Here is a 14,613-nt window from a genome sequence, read left to right as displayed (position 1 = left end):
GCTTAGGGTCGATAGCAGCCATGCATGGTTCTATTGATAAACATATCAACAGATAATATCGCTTCAGCATTCTGATTACCTGCCGGATATTTACCCCACGAGCACACCGTATAAACAAGCAATATTTCAAAGTGCTCGTGGGCAATCACATTACCACTTGCTTGCTGCATCCAGATCAGAAGACTTTTGCTCTACCCAGGCTTCGGATTGTGCGTTGATCTCTTTTTTCCAAAATGGCGCATCTTTCTTTAAATAATCCATGATGAACTGCGCGGCGGCAAAAGCATTAACACGATGGCCACTGGCAACTCCGACAAATACAATATTATCATTCAGGGACAACCGCCCTACTCTATGGATAACAACAACATTACCGAGCTGCCAACGCTGACGGGCTTGTTCTACTATTTGCTCTAATGCGCGCTCTGTCATACCGGGGTAATGCTCCAGAAACATCTCTTGCATCTGGGTTTCAACATGTTCACGTACTATGCCGGTAAATGTCACTACAGCACCACTACTGGCATCGGCTGATTTAAGCCAATCGTAGAGTTCGCCTATCGAAAAATCTTCTGTTTGTACTTTGATTAAATTTTTAGCTGCTTGGTCTGACATCACAACACCTCGTTATCGTGAGAAAAATCATAACATTAATGATATGGTGTGCGCCTTAGTTATGCTGACAGTTACGCCGATTTGGGAGAGTTAAATGAGCTGGACACCTCACGCTACCGTTGCCACTATTATTGAGGAAGACGGTCGCTTCTTAATGGTCGAAGAGTTCTCAGGCGAATCCCGTGTTTTTAACCAGCCTGCCGGCCATGTCGAACAAGGTGAAACTTTTGAAGCCGCGGCTATTCGAGAAACGCTCGAAGAAACCGGCCACCATGTTCAGCTTACTCATTTGTTAGGCTTATATACGATCAAAGGTAAGACCAATGATGTGACATATCACCGGCTCTGTTATATCGCTGAAATAGTCTCTCATGATGCTGACTATGTGTTAGACAGTGATATCATTAGCACTCACTGGTTTAGCCATGATGAGCTATTGAAACAAAAAGAATCGTTACGCAGTGAGATGGTACTGGCTTGCATCGATGATTATCTGGATAATCGACGTTTTCCTCTAAATTTTGTTCGTCAGCTATAGTCTGATGTTTTTGTTTTATGTGTTGAGTGAGTAATGAGTAATACAACCCCACAAAAAGTAATTGTCGGCATGTCCGGCGGCGTAGACTCTTCTGTTTCTGCTGTTCTACTGATCCAACAAGGGTATCAGGTAGAAGGGCTTTTCATGAAAAACTGGGAAGAGGATGATGGTTCGGAATATTGCACGGCGATGGATGATCTAGCCGATGCTCAAGCGGTGTGTGACAAACTCAACATCGTACTGCACAAAGCCAATTTCGCCGCAGAATACTGGGATAATGTATTTGAATATTTTCTTGCTGAATATAAAGCAGGGCGTACGCCAAACCCGGATATTTTATGTAACCGGGAAATCAAATTTAAAGCTTTTTTAGAATACGCCATTGAGTTAGGCGCAGATTACATCGCTACTGGCCATTATGTGCGCCGTGGTGAGCGTGACGGCCACACAAGCCTACTCAAAGGGCTTGATAACAATAAAGACCAAAGCTATTTTTTGCATCAAGTAGGGTCACTAGAGATTCAAAGAACACTCTTTCCTGTGGGCGAACTAGAAAAGCCAGAAGTGCGAAAAATTGCCGAAGAGCATAATCTCATTACGCACAACAAAAAAGACAGCACCGGTATTTGTTTTATCGGCGAGCGTCGTTTTAAAGATTTCTTACAACAGTACTTACCTGCTCAGCCGGGAAAAATTGAAACAGACACAGGCGATGTCATAGGCGAGCATACCGGCTTAATGTACTACACCATCGGCCAACGCCAAGGTTTACATATTGGTGGTTTAAAAAACTATCCAGAAGAGCCATGGTTTGTTGCAGGTAAAGACTTGGGCCGTAATGTGTTAATTGCCGTGCAAGGCATACAAAACGACCTGTTATTTACTGACTGGTTAACCAGTAGTGATATTTTCTGGATCAACGGTATCCCGCCAGAAACCCCGTATCGTTGCAAAGCGAAGGTACGTTATCGCCAGGCTGATCAAGACTGTAGGCTTGAAAAACATGATGATGGGACGTATATCGTACATTTTGACGAGCCACAACGCGCCGTAACACCGGGGCAATCTGTTGTATTTTACAATAATGACATTTGTTTAGGTGGCGGCCCCATCGATTCAACGGGTAAGAAAGAGGCGTAATCCAAGATGTCCAGAGCGAATGATGAACAAACCGTCGCATTAGCTGCCATGTTTCAGGCAGCATCTCTCGTTGATCAAATTGCTAACCGCGGCATGGTTCCGCAAAATAGCCTTGAAACCAGTATTTATAGTTTATTTGTAACCGATCCAAAAATTTCTGAGGATATTTTTGGTGGTATCCACGACTTACCGTTCAACCTTAGCATGGGCTTAAAAGCGCTCAATGATGTGGTCGAAAAGAAAAAGGACACGAAAGGTAACAACGTTACAAATTATGTTCTTAGTATGATTATGCTTGAGCAAAAGCTATCTAAAAACAAAGATATGCTCAATACCATGGGTTCACGAATAGAGAGCATTAAAGAAAAAGCACGCTACTTTAACCCTGAAGAAGAGAATCCTTTGGATAACCCCTCTTCTTTTACACACTCCAACGTTGTTGCCAATGTTGCAAGTTTATACCAAGACACCATTAGCTCATTTAGTTTTCGCATTCAGGTAGGCGGCGACCCAAGGCATTTACAAAATGCTGAAAACGCAGCTCGTATCCGCGCTTTGCTACTGGCAGGCATTCGAGCCGCTATGCTATGGCGTCAAGTGGGTGGAAAGCGCTGGCATTTGCTATTTTTCCGCTCTCGTTTGCGCCCTTCCCTGCGTAAAATCATGAAGTAGGCGTTCTATCCGGCGAATTACAGATTTTTTGTCTTTTATCCGCTATAATCGCGCCTCATTTTTAACCCTTTAGCTACAGCGAGACGATACATGGAGCTTTCTGCCCTCACTGCCGTATCTCCGGTAGATGGACGCTACGGCAGCAAAACTGCTGACCTGCGCCCTATCTTCAGTGAATTTGGACTTATTCGTAACCGTGTTCTGGTTGAGATCCGTTGGTTACAACAACTGGCTGCTCATCCTCAGATTCCTGAAGTCCCTGCACTGAGTGAGACAGCAAACACCTTACTCAACCGCATTGTTGATGACTTTAATGAAGTTGACGCTGAGCGTGTTAAAGAGATCGAGCGTACGACCAACCACGATGTAAAAGCGGTTGAGTACCTGATCAAAGAAAAATTCAAAGATAACGCTGAATTAGCAGCCATCAACGAATTCGTACATTTTGCTTGCACGTCTGAAGACATCAACAACCTTTCGCATGCATTAATGCTGAAAGATGGTTTGAGCACGGTCCTTCCGTTGATGCAACAAACCGCTGATGAAATCGCTAAAATGGGACGTGACTTTGCAAGCCAGCCTATGCTGTCTCGTACTCACGGCCAAACAGCTTCACCAACGACTGTTGGTAAAGAGATGGCTAACGTTGCTCACCGCTTACAGCGACAACTTAAGCAACTAGATCAGGTTGAATTTTTAGGCAAGATTAACGGTGCTGTAGGTAACTACAATGCTCACCTATCAGCCTACCCTGATATCGACTGGGAAGAACATGCGCAAACCATGATCAGCACGCTTGGTTTGACATGGAATCCGTACACGACTCAGATCGAGCCGCATGATTATATTGCAGAGCTATTTGATACCGTTTGCCGCTTCAACACTATCCTGATCGATTTTGATCGTGATATTTGGGGCTATGTGTCTCAAGGCTACTTCAAGCAACGTACTATTGCTGGCGAAGTAGGCTCATCAACGATGCCGCATAAAGTTAACCCTATCGACTTTGAAAACTCAGAAGGCAACTTGGGTATTGCTAACGCTATCATGCAGCACTTGGCCGCTAAACTGCCAATCTCTCGCTGGCAGCGTGACCTGACTGACTCAACTGTATTGCGTAATATGGGTGTTGGTTTTGGTTACAGCATGATTGCTTATCAGTCTACGCTTAAAGGCATCAGCAAGTTAGAGCTAAACGCTGCGCGTTTGGACCTTGATCTTGAAAATGCTTGGGAAGTTCTGGCTGAGCCAATTCAAACGGTAATGCGTCGTTACGCAATTGAAGAGCCGTACGAAAAGCTTAAAGCGCTAACACGTGGTCAAACGATGAACAAAGACACTATTCAGGCATTTATCGACACACTCGAACTGCCAGAAGACGTTAAAGTGTCACTCAAACAGCTAACACCGCATAACTACATCGGTAATGCGGTAGAGCAAGCTAAAAAAATCTAAACATTTCTGCTAGAGCTGTAAAAATAAACGGGGGTCATGTTATCGCATGAACCCCGTTTTTATTCCTATTCTCTCTCAAATAAACTCTGGCCTCACTGTAACAACCTATTTGGATCTATCTATACTTTAGGTGAATAGCGTATCTAACTTATTAATAACAATAAACTTATGAGATACGGCATCTATGAAAATATCGCACAGAATTCCCATTTACTCCTCTTTAGTCATCATTCTTTCGTTTTTAATACTTTCAAGCATCAACTACTATTTCATTGAAAAAACTCTGTACAAAAAAATCGAAAACCAAACCAATGAAACAACCATCGCGATGGGTGCTCAAATCACACGCTGGTTAAATGGAAAACTATCCGTTATTAATTTGATGGCTGACGTTATAGAACGTGATTTCACTTTAGCTACTGTTCAAAATGTAATGAACAGCCCGATGCTACGAGATGAGTTTATTCTAATTTTTGGAGGACTCGAAATAAACGGATCCCCTATATCCAACACACCAACCTGGAGCCCACCCAGCGGATGGGATGCGAGAACAAGACCGTGGTATTCACTCGCCCAGCAGCATGACCGAGCTATTCTCACCACCCCCTATATAGATTCTGCTACCAATGATATTTTGATCTCAGCTGTTGCGACTATTAAAGACAACGGCGCTATTCAAGGTGCATTTGGCGGAGATCTCAGCCTAAAAAGCGTATCGGATGCGGTGAACACTTTAAATTTCAACAATACGGGTCATGCATTTCTGGTCACCTCTACGGGTGAGATCATTAGCCATCCTAATAGTAATTATAATGGCAAAAATTTAGACAGTATTTTTGACCAAGGGCTTCCAAGTCTTACACCACAACTACAAGAACTAAGCTCAAATAAAACCCTCGTGCTTGCATCATTCCAGCCTCTAAAAGGCCTCTATGGAAATGATTGGTTAATTGGTGTCGTTTTAGACAAAGGTAAGGCACTGAAAGACCTCAATACGCTCAACATATATGCTCTTGTAGGTGCCATCATCAGCGCTCTCATTTCGTCATTTATTCTTTTCCTCATTCTTGAGCACATCATACTTAAACCTGTTACTGAACTAACGAATACAGCGACTGAAATCAGTAAAGGAAAACTGGACGTCAATATTACTTCTCTTGATCGGTCTGATGAGATCGGTTCTTTAGCCAAGTCAATTAAACTATTGAGTACCAGTTTACAAATCACATTAAACAAAATAAGGAAAGATCGACACTAATGCGCTCAAAATCTGCTTAAATAGCCAAGAGTATATTTTGAACCAAACGGCACTCGCCTAGCGAGTGCCGCCAAAATAAGACCTTACGCTTAAACACAGCATCAATTTAAGCAGGCACTTACAAGGAGCACTTTTATGAGCAATCTAGAAGACATCGTTAATTTTGAGTACTGCAACCTAAGCGACAACTTGTTTCGCCAACGATGCAAAGATACGCTTGATCAGAAAGGTGTCTTAGTACTGGATAATTTTTTATATCCAAGTGCCATACAGAGGATAATTCAACAAGGCGAAGAAAATCAGCACCTCGCTTACTTTTGCCAACAGTCGCATAGCGTTTACTTAACACCCTTTGATAGCAAATTTCCAGCCGAACATCCGCAAAATTACCAGGTAGCTTCAAGTAAAGGCTGCATTACTGATGACCAAATTTCCGAAAATTCTCCATTACGAACGGTTTACGATGCAGAAGGCTTCCACAGTTTTCTTTGCTATGTACTAGGCGAAGAGTCTTTACATAAATATGCAGACCCGCTCTCTTCTATTAACTTACATTATGCTCGTGAGGGTGAAGAGCTTGGCTGGCATTTTGATAATTCATCATTTGCCATTACCTTATTAGTGCAAAAACCAGAAGCCGGCGGTGTATTTGAATATGTAAAAGATGCCAGAAATTCGAGCAAAGGAGATATGAACTACTCTCTGGTTGATTCTGTATTAGCAGGGAAAATTAAAGGAACCGCACTCTCAATGGAACCCGGTGCCCTTGTTTTGTTTCGCGGTAGGGACTCATTACACCGTGTTACACCAACCAAAGGTGATTCAACACGCATGCTCGTTGTTCTGGCTTACAACTCCCAACCAGGCATTGCTTTATCGGAGTTCGCCCAAGAAACATTTTATGGACGGTCAGTAAAACCCCCATTGGAAGAAGTTAGCTATGGCGTGGAGCAAACATAATAATAGCCATGCCCAGTAACGCGACAACAGAACCCACCACATCCCATGTTGTGGGTCTAATTCCTTCCACCAACCACAGCCAAACAATAGCAACAAAAACATAAACGCCACCATAAGCAGCATATACACGCCCAGCTGCGGCCGGGTGTAGCGACAAAAGCCAAGCAAAAAGCACAAGACTCGCCGCTGCTGGCACCAGTAACCAAATGCTTTTCTCTTCTTTCAACCACAAATAGGGCAAGTAGCAGCCTATAATTTCTGTAACAGCCGTTATCAGAAAAAGAAATAAGGTTTTTATCTCAAGCACGTTGTTACTCTAACAAATAGCTTACATATCCCAATCAGAGTCAGAATCTGAGTCTTCGCGTCTTTCACGTGTGGCAGCTTTTACCATAATTTCGAGATAAAACGACTCTAGCTGCTGAGATTCTGCTTCATCTATGTACTTATTAATCTCTGATAAGTGAATCACTTTTGCTTCCTGCTCTGTATTGCCATATTTGCAATCAAAGTCCCAATAATCAGCACCGCTTGGTAACTGCTTATTTCTTTCTCTTTTCACATACTTTTTTGCATCACTCTTAGCTGATTCAATCAAACGAGCGTATTTAATTTTAGGGTGCGACAGTGCAAATGTTTTTTTCATGTTTATCCTAGAAATGGGTTACCGAACCAGCAACCCCGATATGACAGAACGTTGCCCCCATTTTACGTTATTTTTACGTCAGTAGCGATTCACTATCAGATAATTGGTGGACATTATTGTGGCAGAGATACCTATATTCCTTAATCCTAATAATGCAGGCTTCAGAATGAACTCAAACGCTGATCAAGCATTTTATTATCTTCAAAAATTTAATTTTTGAACTATAGTTCATTTTAAGGACACTCCTACTAGGAAGGGGCCCACACTGATTCTAAATGGAGTAACAGCAATACATCGCAGCCACTAAATAACATCCGAGAGAGTATAGTGATAGTTTTTAGCGAAGAAAAAAGCAACACTGAAGAAGTAAACAGCTGCTGGACTATACTTATAGTTGACGATGAGCCGTCCGTTCACCAAGTCACACGTTTTGTATTGAAAGACACTGAAGTATTGGGCCGCAAGCTACACCTGTTACATGCATCTAGTACACGAGAAGCTAAAGAGTTATTACAAGAGAACTCTGACATCGCCTTGATTTTACTAGATGTTGTAATGGAAAGTCATGATGCGGGCCTGAAGCTAGTACAACATATTCGAGAGTGCATGCTGAACACCTCCGTTCGTATCGTATTACGTACAGGGCAGCCGGGATATGCTCCAGAATGTGAGGTAATGGTCAATTATGATATTAATGATTATAAAGAAAAGGCCGAATTAACTGCTAATCGGCTTTTTACAACCATTGTTGCGGGTATACGCACTTATCAGGATATTGTTACTCTCAAGCGGACACAGGACGGGCTTACATCTGTTGTCTCATCAAGTACAACACTCTTTACACAGCATACTACAGAAGACTTAGCCCGCGAGGTTATTCGCACTCTCGCAAAAGCTCCGTTCTCCGAGGCTGCTGCTTTTATCGATGCACCCGGAATACCTACGGCATTTGCAGACGGCTGCACATCCCTAGCCCCCCCATTCAATTTAGCGCCCGACATCCAACAACGTCAATTAGAACAGCAACCACAAACCCTCATTAGTATTGGTAGAGACCACTTTATTCGATTACACAATAGAGTACCCGGCCTTGTAGGGCTTCGTACCAACCGCGAACTTGAACCTGATGAACGCCAAATTCTGGAACTCTATCTAAACAATGCTGCTATCGCTTTCGATAATATACAGTTAGGACGTGACGCATCCATGCTTGCCCGGCTACCTGCCGAGTTACCTGAACCCGTTTTACGTGTATCAACCAATGGCGAAGTATTATTTGCCAACCCAGCAGGGATGGGACTTCTTGCATATTGGCAAACAAGCGTTGGTTCACAAGTCCCAAAGAAATGGCAGATACGTTTACAAGATATGGCTACGATGAATCGACGCTTTGATACAAGAATAAATTTTGACGATCGTGAATTCGAATTCACTATGAGTCCAGTACCAGAACTAGATTATATCAATATCTTTGGCCGTGATATCACTGAAATGAACGATGCAGTTAATAAGCTTAGACACGCGGCCTTTCACGATGACTTAACAGACCTTCATAATCGTATTCATTTTCGGGCCGAGCTAGAAACTGCCATTGCTGTCGCAACCGAGTCTAATAGCGTTCTCGGTTTACTGCTGATGGATCTCGACCACTTCAAAAAAATTAATGATACTCTTGGCCATGCTGCAGGTGATGATGTATTACGAATCACAGGCAAACGTCTCATGAAAATAGTGCGCAGTGGTGATATCGTTGCGCGGCTAGGGGGTGATGAATTTGCCGTATTAGTACGAGAAGTCAATAATCCAGATGAGTTAATTGTCCTTGCTAAGCGTATTCAGACAAGCCTAGCTCTCCCTATGCATATCGGACAAAGCCAATGGGATATGGGAGCCTCTATTGGCGTTACTTCATTTCCAAACGACGCTCGTACTGCAAGCAATTTGCTAGGTTGTGCCGACCTTGCCATGTACCACAGCAAACGAGATAACAGTGGTGTTAAACCATACGACGGAGCTGTTCACCGTAGCGTACGTAAACGCACTTCAATAGAGCTCGTCTTACGAGACGCCTTAAAAGGCCAGAATCTGGACCTTCATTTTCAGCCGGTTGTCGATTTAAAAACAAGTAAAATTGTTGGGGCCGAAGCACTGGCCCGCTTGAGCTACCCTAACGGCGAACCCATTCCCCCAACTGATTTTATTGCCGTTGCAGAGGAGTACGGCCTGATTGAGGAATTGGGAGAGTGGGTTTTGCACTCCGCCCTCTCAACAGCTCATCAATGGCATACTCAAGGACACCCCGATTTACATATTGCATTTAACATGTCGGCTCGCCAACTACGCATGCCTAACATTGTTGAACGATTCGATACATTAATGAATAGCACTCAAATAGATAGGTCTCGTGTTGAAATTGAGTTAACAGAATCAGTACTAATCGGAAATGCTAAAGAAGCAGTGACTAGAATCTGGGAACTTCGCGGCCTCGGCGTAGGTTTATCTGTAGACGACTTTGGAACCGGCTACTCATCACTGAGTTATCTAAAAAATATGCCTGTATCAAAATTAAAAATTGACCGAAGCTTTGTAATGGACTTACACGAAAACAATGATGCTTTGTCTATTGTTGATGCAGTGCTCTCACTATCCAATAGCCTACGGCTCACCGTGATAGCTGAGGGTGTAGAGACTCTAGAGCAAGCAAAAATACTGCACAGTATTGGCTGCTCATTGTGCCAAGGGTACTTATATTCAAAACCTATCCCTGCCGATGCTTTTAGTCGATTGCTTGAACTTGACTGTCTACCCATCAACATTTCGTCTAGCTCCTCAAACACCAGAAATAAATAAAAGCAGCTTGAAAGAAAGCTCCTCGACGCATGAGCGACAAAAGGTACATTCATATGTACAGATACATGCTTGTGTTGAATGTAATGGCAGGTCTATATCGCAAAATATATCACTTTATACCAATAGCCAAGACTATCGTCTGATAGTAGGCTAAGCCTTTGATTTTTATCCACGGTTACGAACAATGGAAACACTGCAAACTTCTGATAATACTAATGTTCATTATATTTCCCTTGGTTCTGGGGATATTACCCTAGTATTTTTACACGGCTGGACAGCCAGTGTGCGTGAATGGCTGCCGTTTGCCTCTGAACTGGCAGAAAATCATCGTGTTATCTGCTGGGATGCTCGAGGCCATGGTGACCACTCTCATGATGAAAAAACCAATATGGCACTTCCACGCATGGCAGATGATCTCGATGAACTTCTCTGCCAGCTGAATGTTCATAATGCCGTACTCATTGGCCATTCCATGGGAGCCCTCACGGCATGGGAGTACATCCGTCGTCATGGTCAAAACCGCTTAACGGGCCTTTGTATTGTTGACCAGTCCCCCAAATTGGTTACCGATGAGACGTGGAAACACGGAGTCTATGGCTCATTAAACGAAACTAAAAATAGTCATTTAATACAGCGATTTAATACAGACTTTGCAGAAGGAGTTTTAGAGCTCATTGCTTTTGGTAATAATCGACGCTCTCGTGAAAATTATGATAATAATTCGCGGGGCTTTCAGCATATGCGCGAACATCTACAAAAGCTACCTTCTCACCTATTAACACAATGTTGGATCAGTATTACTGAGCAGGATTATCGAGAAGTACTCTCTAAAATCAATCGCCCGACTTTGTTGATTTACGGTGATGAAAGTCAGTTCTACAGTAGTGACTTACAGAAATGGGTTGCCAACACAATTTCACACTCTGAGCTTCTGATTTATTCAGAATCAGACCACTCACCACACCTTTGGCATAAAGAACGCTTTATTTATGATCTGAATCGCTTTATTGACGCTTTGTGAGAGCAGGTGTCTCATCTATAATAGCAACCAAATTATAATGGTCTGGTTTCTATGACTCACAACGCTCGGCTAAACAATGTGCGCATTGTACTGATTAATACCTTTCACCCTGGCAATATTGGTGCGGCTGCACGTGCTATGAAAAACATGGGGCTTTCGCAACTCTGGCTTGTAGATCCACATGAATACCCCAGCGAGGAAGCAGACTCGCGCGCAGCTGGCGCTAAAGACGTGCTAGATAACGCAACTGTCGTTGGCACGCTAAAAGAGGCCATAGCTGATTGCCAATTGGTTATCGGTACTAGCGCTCGCAACCGCACTTTTGACCTGCCCATTTTAGATGCAAGGAAGTGTGCGGACAAAATCACATCAGAAGCATCACAAGGTGAAGTAGCACTTGTTTTTGGCCGTGAAACTATGGGCCTATTGAACGAAGAACTGCAGTTGTGTAACTTTCATGTTTACATCCCTGCAAATCCAGAATACCCCGTACTCAATGTTGCGCAAGCAATTCAATTGTTGAGCTACGAAATCTGGATGGCCGCGCAGACTCCCGTAAAAGAAAGATCCGAGTCTGAATACCCGCGCCAAAAGGAAATGGAACTGTTTTATACACATTTAGAAACGGTAATTAGAGCCACCAACTTTATTATTCCTCAGCACGAAGGACGCGCCATGACCAAACTAAAACGCTACTTCAACCGGACGCGCCCGGAAAAAGCTGAACTTGGCATGTTACGAGGTATCCTAGCTTCGGTTCAGGAAACCATTGAAAACTTATCGTCTACAGAAAAAAAGGATTAGCGTAATGCACACAGATCTAACCAGCCTTCAAGAAGATGCACGCCGCCTACAAGTCGGTATCGAAGCAGTAGCCGCAGAGATGAATGCTTATGAAAGCAACTTGGGTGCAATTCAGGCTTGCGCTTTGAAAATCCAAAAATGCGCTAAAGTGGTTGGCAACAACCGTATTGCAGCAGTTGCGGCCAAAGATAAGCGTAAGATTATGGCTGAACTTGAAGAAACAGCCATCGAACTGGTTGAGCTACTAAAAAGATGAACTCACATTTCCCTCTGGGCGACATATCCGTAGAAACATTTTTACGCGAATACTGGCAAAAAAAACCGCTTCTAATTCGTAATGCATTTCCTGAATTTGAGCCACCGGTTAGCGCTGATGAGCTTGCAGGGCTTGCTTGCGAAGAAGAAGTAGAATCACGGCTAGTTATTCAAGACCCTACGGGGGAGCAGTGGGAATTAGAAAATGGCCCATTCTCAGATGAGCGTTTTTCGAACCTACCGGATAGCCACTGGACGCTGCTAGTCCAAGCGGTTGATCACTGGTCACCAGAAGCCAACGCACTATTAGAGCAGTTCCGGTTCATCCCCAGCTGGCGTATTGATGATTTGATGGTTAGTTATGCAACCAAAGGTGGCGGCGTAGGTCCCCACTACGATAACTATGATGTCTTTCTCATTCAAGCGACCGGGCAACGTCGCTGGGAAGTGGGCGGTATATTTGGTGAAGACTCACCACGCCGTAATGACACACCCGTAATGATTTTGCCTGAGTGGGACGCAGAGCAGACCTATTTCCTTAACCCAGGAGACATGCTTTACATCCCTCCTCGTCTCGGGCATAACGGTACAGCAGAATCTGATGATTGCATGACCTACTCTGTTGGATTTCGCGCCCCATCACATGCCGATATATTAAGGCAGTTTACCGACTTCGTCGGCGACCAGCTTAAAAGCGAAACACGCTATAGCGATCCAGAACTAACTCTGCAAAAGAGCCCAGGGCTCATTCGCCAGTCTGATATGGAAAAAGTCAGGTCTATTATGACCGGCTACCTGAACGAACCTGAGCTACTCGAGAACTGGTTTGGTCAATTTATGACCGAACAAAAATACGCTGAGCAAGCCGACTCCCCTGAAGAAACAGAACAATATTCAGTAGAAGAGCTGACAGAGTATCTACAAGATGGTGGGCTAATATATCGATCAGAAGGTAGCCGTTTTGCTTACCGGGAAAGAACCGACGGTAGCGTTGTTCTCTATGTTAACAGTGAAGCCTGCGAAATAAGCCAAGAATCGGCTCCCTTTGCACGATCACTTTGCGACCTTCCTACTATCAGCGCTGAGCAGGTTAACAATACAGAAGCACTGGAAGTACTTACCGAGCTATACAATATGGATGCTGTCTACGCAGAAGAATAACCCTACTGTTAACAGCTAACCATTTGATTATTGAAGTGAGGCTGCCCTAGCCGCTTCAATAATCAGTCGCCTTAACCACTGATGTGCTTGGTTATGCTGTAATAAAGGGCTCCATGCCATTTTGAGTTCAAAAGATGGCACATCGAATGGTGGGGCCTTTAATATCAATTTCGGATTATCTTTTTGTGCCATTGCCGCACGCGTCGGTATCGTTACAATCAACCCTTTCTGTTCTGCTAATAAGGTCGCTGATTGATAGTGTCGAGTAAATACTGATATATGACGCTTATGACCGATACGTAATAACGCTTCATCCACCCACCCTAATCGGGTCGTGTCTTTTGGCGTAAGTCCCATGCCAGCCCCCATACCTGTTTTACTTACCCATACATGGTTCGATTCAAGGTAGCTGAGTAATGTAAAATCCTGAGCCACTGAGTTATCAGTGCTAAAAAGGCAAGAGAAGGTATCATGCCACAGGGTCACCTGATGAAAGGATTGCGGCATACTGTCAAAGCGATTGATAACTAAATCCACATGCCCCTGCTCTACTTCTAAAAAGCTCATATCACTAGGGGTTAAAATATCCAAAACTACACCAGGAGCTTTAGCAGCTAAGCCTTCCAATACACGAGGTATTAATGTGGATTCGCCATAGTCACTGGTCATAATTCGAAATACTCGATCACTCGATGCTGCATCAAACTCAATACTGGGCTCAACAACATGCTCTATGCTGGCAAGTATCTCTCGTATTAAAGGCTGCATGACCAACGCCCTTTCTGTTGGCATCATGCCATCGCTGGTTCTCACCAACAATGGATCACCAAAGGTCTCCCTTAAACGCCGCAAGCTATTGCTCATCGCAGGCTGTGTTATGCCCAGCAAGCTGGCAGAACGAGTGACATTGCGCTCACGTAACAGCACATCCAGATAAACCAGCAAATTAAGATCCATATGATCTAAATTCATCTTTCCTACCTATATATAATTTTTAGCGTTAATCATACCTACTATTCATATCATGAATGGTAGAAATAACTGACATTTATTTCAATTATATCAAATCTTTCCATACAATGATCTCAAAGTTAACCAAGGCAGTTTGTGACTACCTTCAATAATCAGGCAGGACTAACCATGTCAAATTACACAAAAGATATCGATACAGTTTCTACGCTTCGTGAAGCGAATGGCTCTGCTTGGGATACGATCAACCCTGAATCTGTTGCTCGTAT

General features: G+C 43.5%; 16 protein-coding genes. 11 read left to right on the top strand and 5 right to left on the bottom strand.

Going from position 1 to position 14,613, the window contains the following annotated elements; all coding sequences use genetic code 11:
- Positions 1 to 150: 150 nt before the first annotated feature.
- Positions 151 to 615 (bottom strand): molybdopterin synthase catalytic subunit MoaE, encoded by a 465-nt coding sequence (gene moaE / locus QZZ55_RS18740; RefSeq protein ID WP_293268949.1) that lies wholly within the window; start codon positions 613 to 615, stop codon positions 151 to 153.
- A 94-nt stretch (positions 616 to 709) separates the two neighbouring features.
- Between moaE and QZZ55_RS18735 the strand changes: the two genes are divergently transcribed.
- The 6 genes from QZZ55_RS18735 (at position 710) to QZZ55_RS18710 (ending at position 6,638) form a co-directional block, all read left to right on the top strand.
- Positions 710 to 1,153, top strand: a complete 444-nt coding sequence (locus QZZ55_RS18735) for an NUDIX hydrolase (protein WP_293268948.1) — start codon at positions 710 to 712, stop codon at positions 1,151 to 1,153.
- Between the two features lie 33 nt (positions 1,154 to 1,186).
- On the top strand, positions 1,187 to 2,293 hold the full coding sequence (gene mnmA, locus QZZ55_RS18730) for a tRNA 2-thiouridine(34) synthase MnmA (RefSeq protein ID WP_293268947.1): 1,107 nt from the start codon (positions 1,187 to 1,189) through the stop codon (positions 2,291 to 2,293).
- A gap of 6 nt (positions 2,294 to 2,299) precedes the next feature.
- Positions 2,300 to 2,965 (top strand): high frequency lysogenization protein HflD, encoded by a 666-nt coding sequence (gene hflD, locus QZZ55_RS18725; RefSeq protein WP_293268946.1) that lies wholly within the window; start codon positions 2,300 to 2,302, stop codon positions 2,963 to 2,965.
- 90 nt (positions 2,966 to 3,055) lie between these two features.
- Positions 3,056 to 4,420: an adenylosuccinate lyase gene (gene purB, locus QZZ55_RS18720; RefSeq protein WP_293268945.1), complete on the top strand. Its 1,365-nt coding sequence runs from the start codon at positions 3,056 to 3,058 to the stop codon at positions 4,418 to 4,420.
- 184 nt (positions 4,421 to 4,604) lie between these two features.
- A complete protein-coding gene (locus QZZ55_RS18715) occupies positions 4,605 to 5,678 on the top strand; it encodes a cache domain-containing protein (RefSeq protein WP_293268944.1) in 1,074 nt (357 codons plus the stop codon).
- Between the two features lie 135 nt (positions 5,679 to 5,813).
- Entirely contained in the window at positions 5,814 to 6,638 is an 825-nt protein-coding gene (locus QZZ55_RS18710) for a 2OG-Fe(II) oxygenase (protein ID WP_293268943.1), read from the top strand.
- On the opposite strand, the gene QZZ55_RS18705 is transcribed toward QZZ55_RS18710, so the two are convergent.
- Together QZZ55_RS18705 and QZZ55_RS18700 are read right to left on the bottom strand one after the other, a co-directional pair.
- On the bottom strand, positions 6,613 to 6,945 hold the full coding sequence (locus tag QZZ55_RS18705) for a YnfA family protein (RefSeq protein WP_293268942.1): 333 nt from the start codon (positions 6,943 to 6,945) through the stop codon (positions 6,613 to 6,615). The two genes, QZZ55_RS18710 and QZZ55_RS18705, sit on opposite strands and share 26 nt — an antisense overlap.
- Positions 6,946 to 6,966: 21 nt before the next feature.
- Positions 6,967 to 7,284 carry a DUF6172 family protein gene (locus QZZ55_RS18700; RefSeq protein ID WP_293268941.1) on the bottom strand — a complete coding sequence of 106 codons (318 nt, stop codon included), beginning with the start codon at positions 7,282 to 7,284 and terminating at the stop codon, positions 6,967 to 6,969.
- Between the two features lie 327 nt (positions 7,285 to 7,611).
- Here QZZ55_RS18700 and QZZ55_RS18695 point away from each other — a divergent pair, with 327 nt between their 5' ends.
- On the top strand, positions 7,612 to 10,134 hold the full coding sequence (locus tag QZZ55_RS18695; protein WP_293268940.1) for an EAL domain-containing protein: 2,523 nt from the start codon (positions 7,612 to 7,614) through the stop codon (positions 10,132 to 10,134).
- Here the strand turns inward: QZZ55_RS18695 and QZZ55_RS18690 are convergent.
- Positions 10,114 to 10,224 (bottom strand): DUF1272 domain-containing protein, encoded by a 111-nt coding sequence (locus QZZ55_RS18690; protein WP_293268950.1) that lies wholly within the window; start codon positions 10,222 to 10,224, stop codon positions 10,114 to 10,116. The two genes, QZZ55_RS18695 and QZZ55_RS18690, sit on opposite strands and share 21 nt — an antisense overlap.
- A gap of 94 nt (positions 10,225 to 10,318) precedes the next feature.
- On the opposite strand from QZZ55_RS18690, the gene QZZ55_RS18685 reads away from it, so the two are divergent.
- From QZZ55_RS18685 to QZZ55_RS18670, 4 genes are read left to right on the top strand one after another with little or no spacing between them, the layout of a single operon-like run.
- Entirely contained in the window at positions 10,319 to 11,155 is an 837-nt protein-coding gene (locus QZZ55_RS18685) for an alpha/beta hydrolase (RefSeq protein WP_293268939.1), read from the top strand.
- Positions 11,156 to 11,206: 51 nt separating this feature from the next.
- Complete coding sequence (gene trmJ / locus QZZ55_RS18680; RefSeq protein WP_293268938.1) at positions 11,207 to 11,959, top strand: tRNA (cytosine(32)/uridine(32)-2'-O)-methyltransferase TrmJ; 753 nt, start codon at positions 11,207 to 11,209, stop codon at positions 11,957 to 11,959.
- A 4-nt stretch (positions 11,960 to 11,963) separates the two neighbouring features.
- On the top strand, positions 11,964 to 12,215 hold the full coding sequence (locus tag QZZ55_RS18675) for a hypothetical protein (RefSeq protein WP_293268937.1): 252 nt from the start codon (positions 11,964 to 11,966) through the stop codon (positions 12,213 to 12,215).
- On the top strand, positions 12,212 to 13,375 hold the full coding sequence (locus QZZ55_RS18670; RefSeq protein WP_293268936.1) for a cupin domain-containing protein: 1,164 nt from the start codon (positions 12,212 to 12,214) through the stop codon (positions 13,373 to 13,375). The genes QZZ55_RS18675 and QZZ55_RS18670 overlap by 4 nt, the downstream gene beginning before the upstream one ends.
- A 27-nt stretch (positions 13,376 to 13,402) precedes the next feature.
- On the opposite strand, the gene QZZ55_RS18665 is transcribed toward QZZ55_RS18670, so the two are convergent.
- Positions 13,403 to 14,347 carry a LysR family transcriptional regulator gene (locus tag QZZ55_RS18665; RefSeq protein WP_293268935.1) on the bottom strand — a complete coding sequence of 315 codons (945 nt, stop codon included), beginning with the start codon at positions 14,345 to 14,347 and terminating at the stop codon, positions 13,403 to 13,405.
- Positions 14,348 to 14,613: the final 266 nt, after the last annotated feature.

It is taken from the genome of Neptunomonas sp., from assembly GCF_016744175.1.
In the GTDB taxonomy this organism is placed as follows: domain Bacteria; phylum Pseudomonadota; class Gammaproteobacteria; order Pseudomonadales; family Balneatricaceae; genus Neptunomonas.
This window is presented reverse-complemented; position numbering and strand designations above follow the sequence as displayed.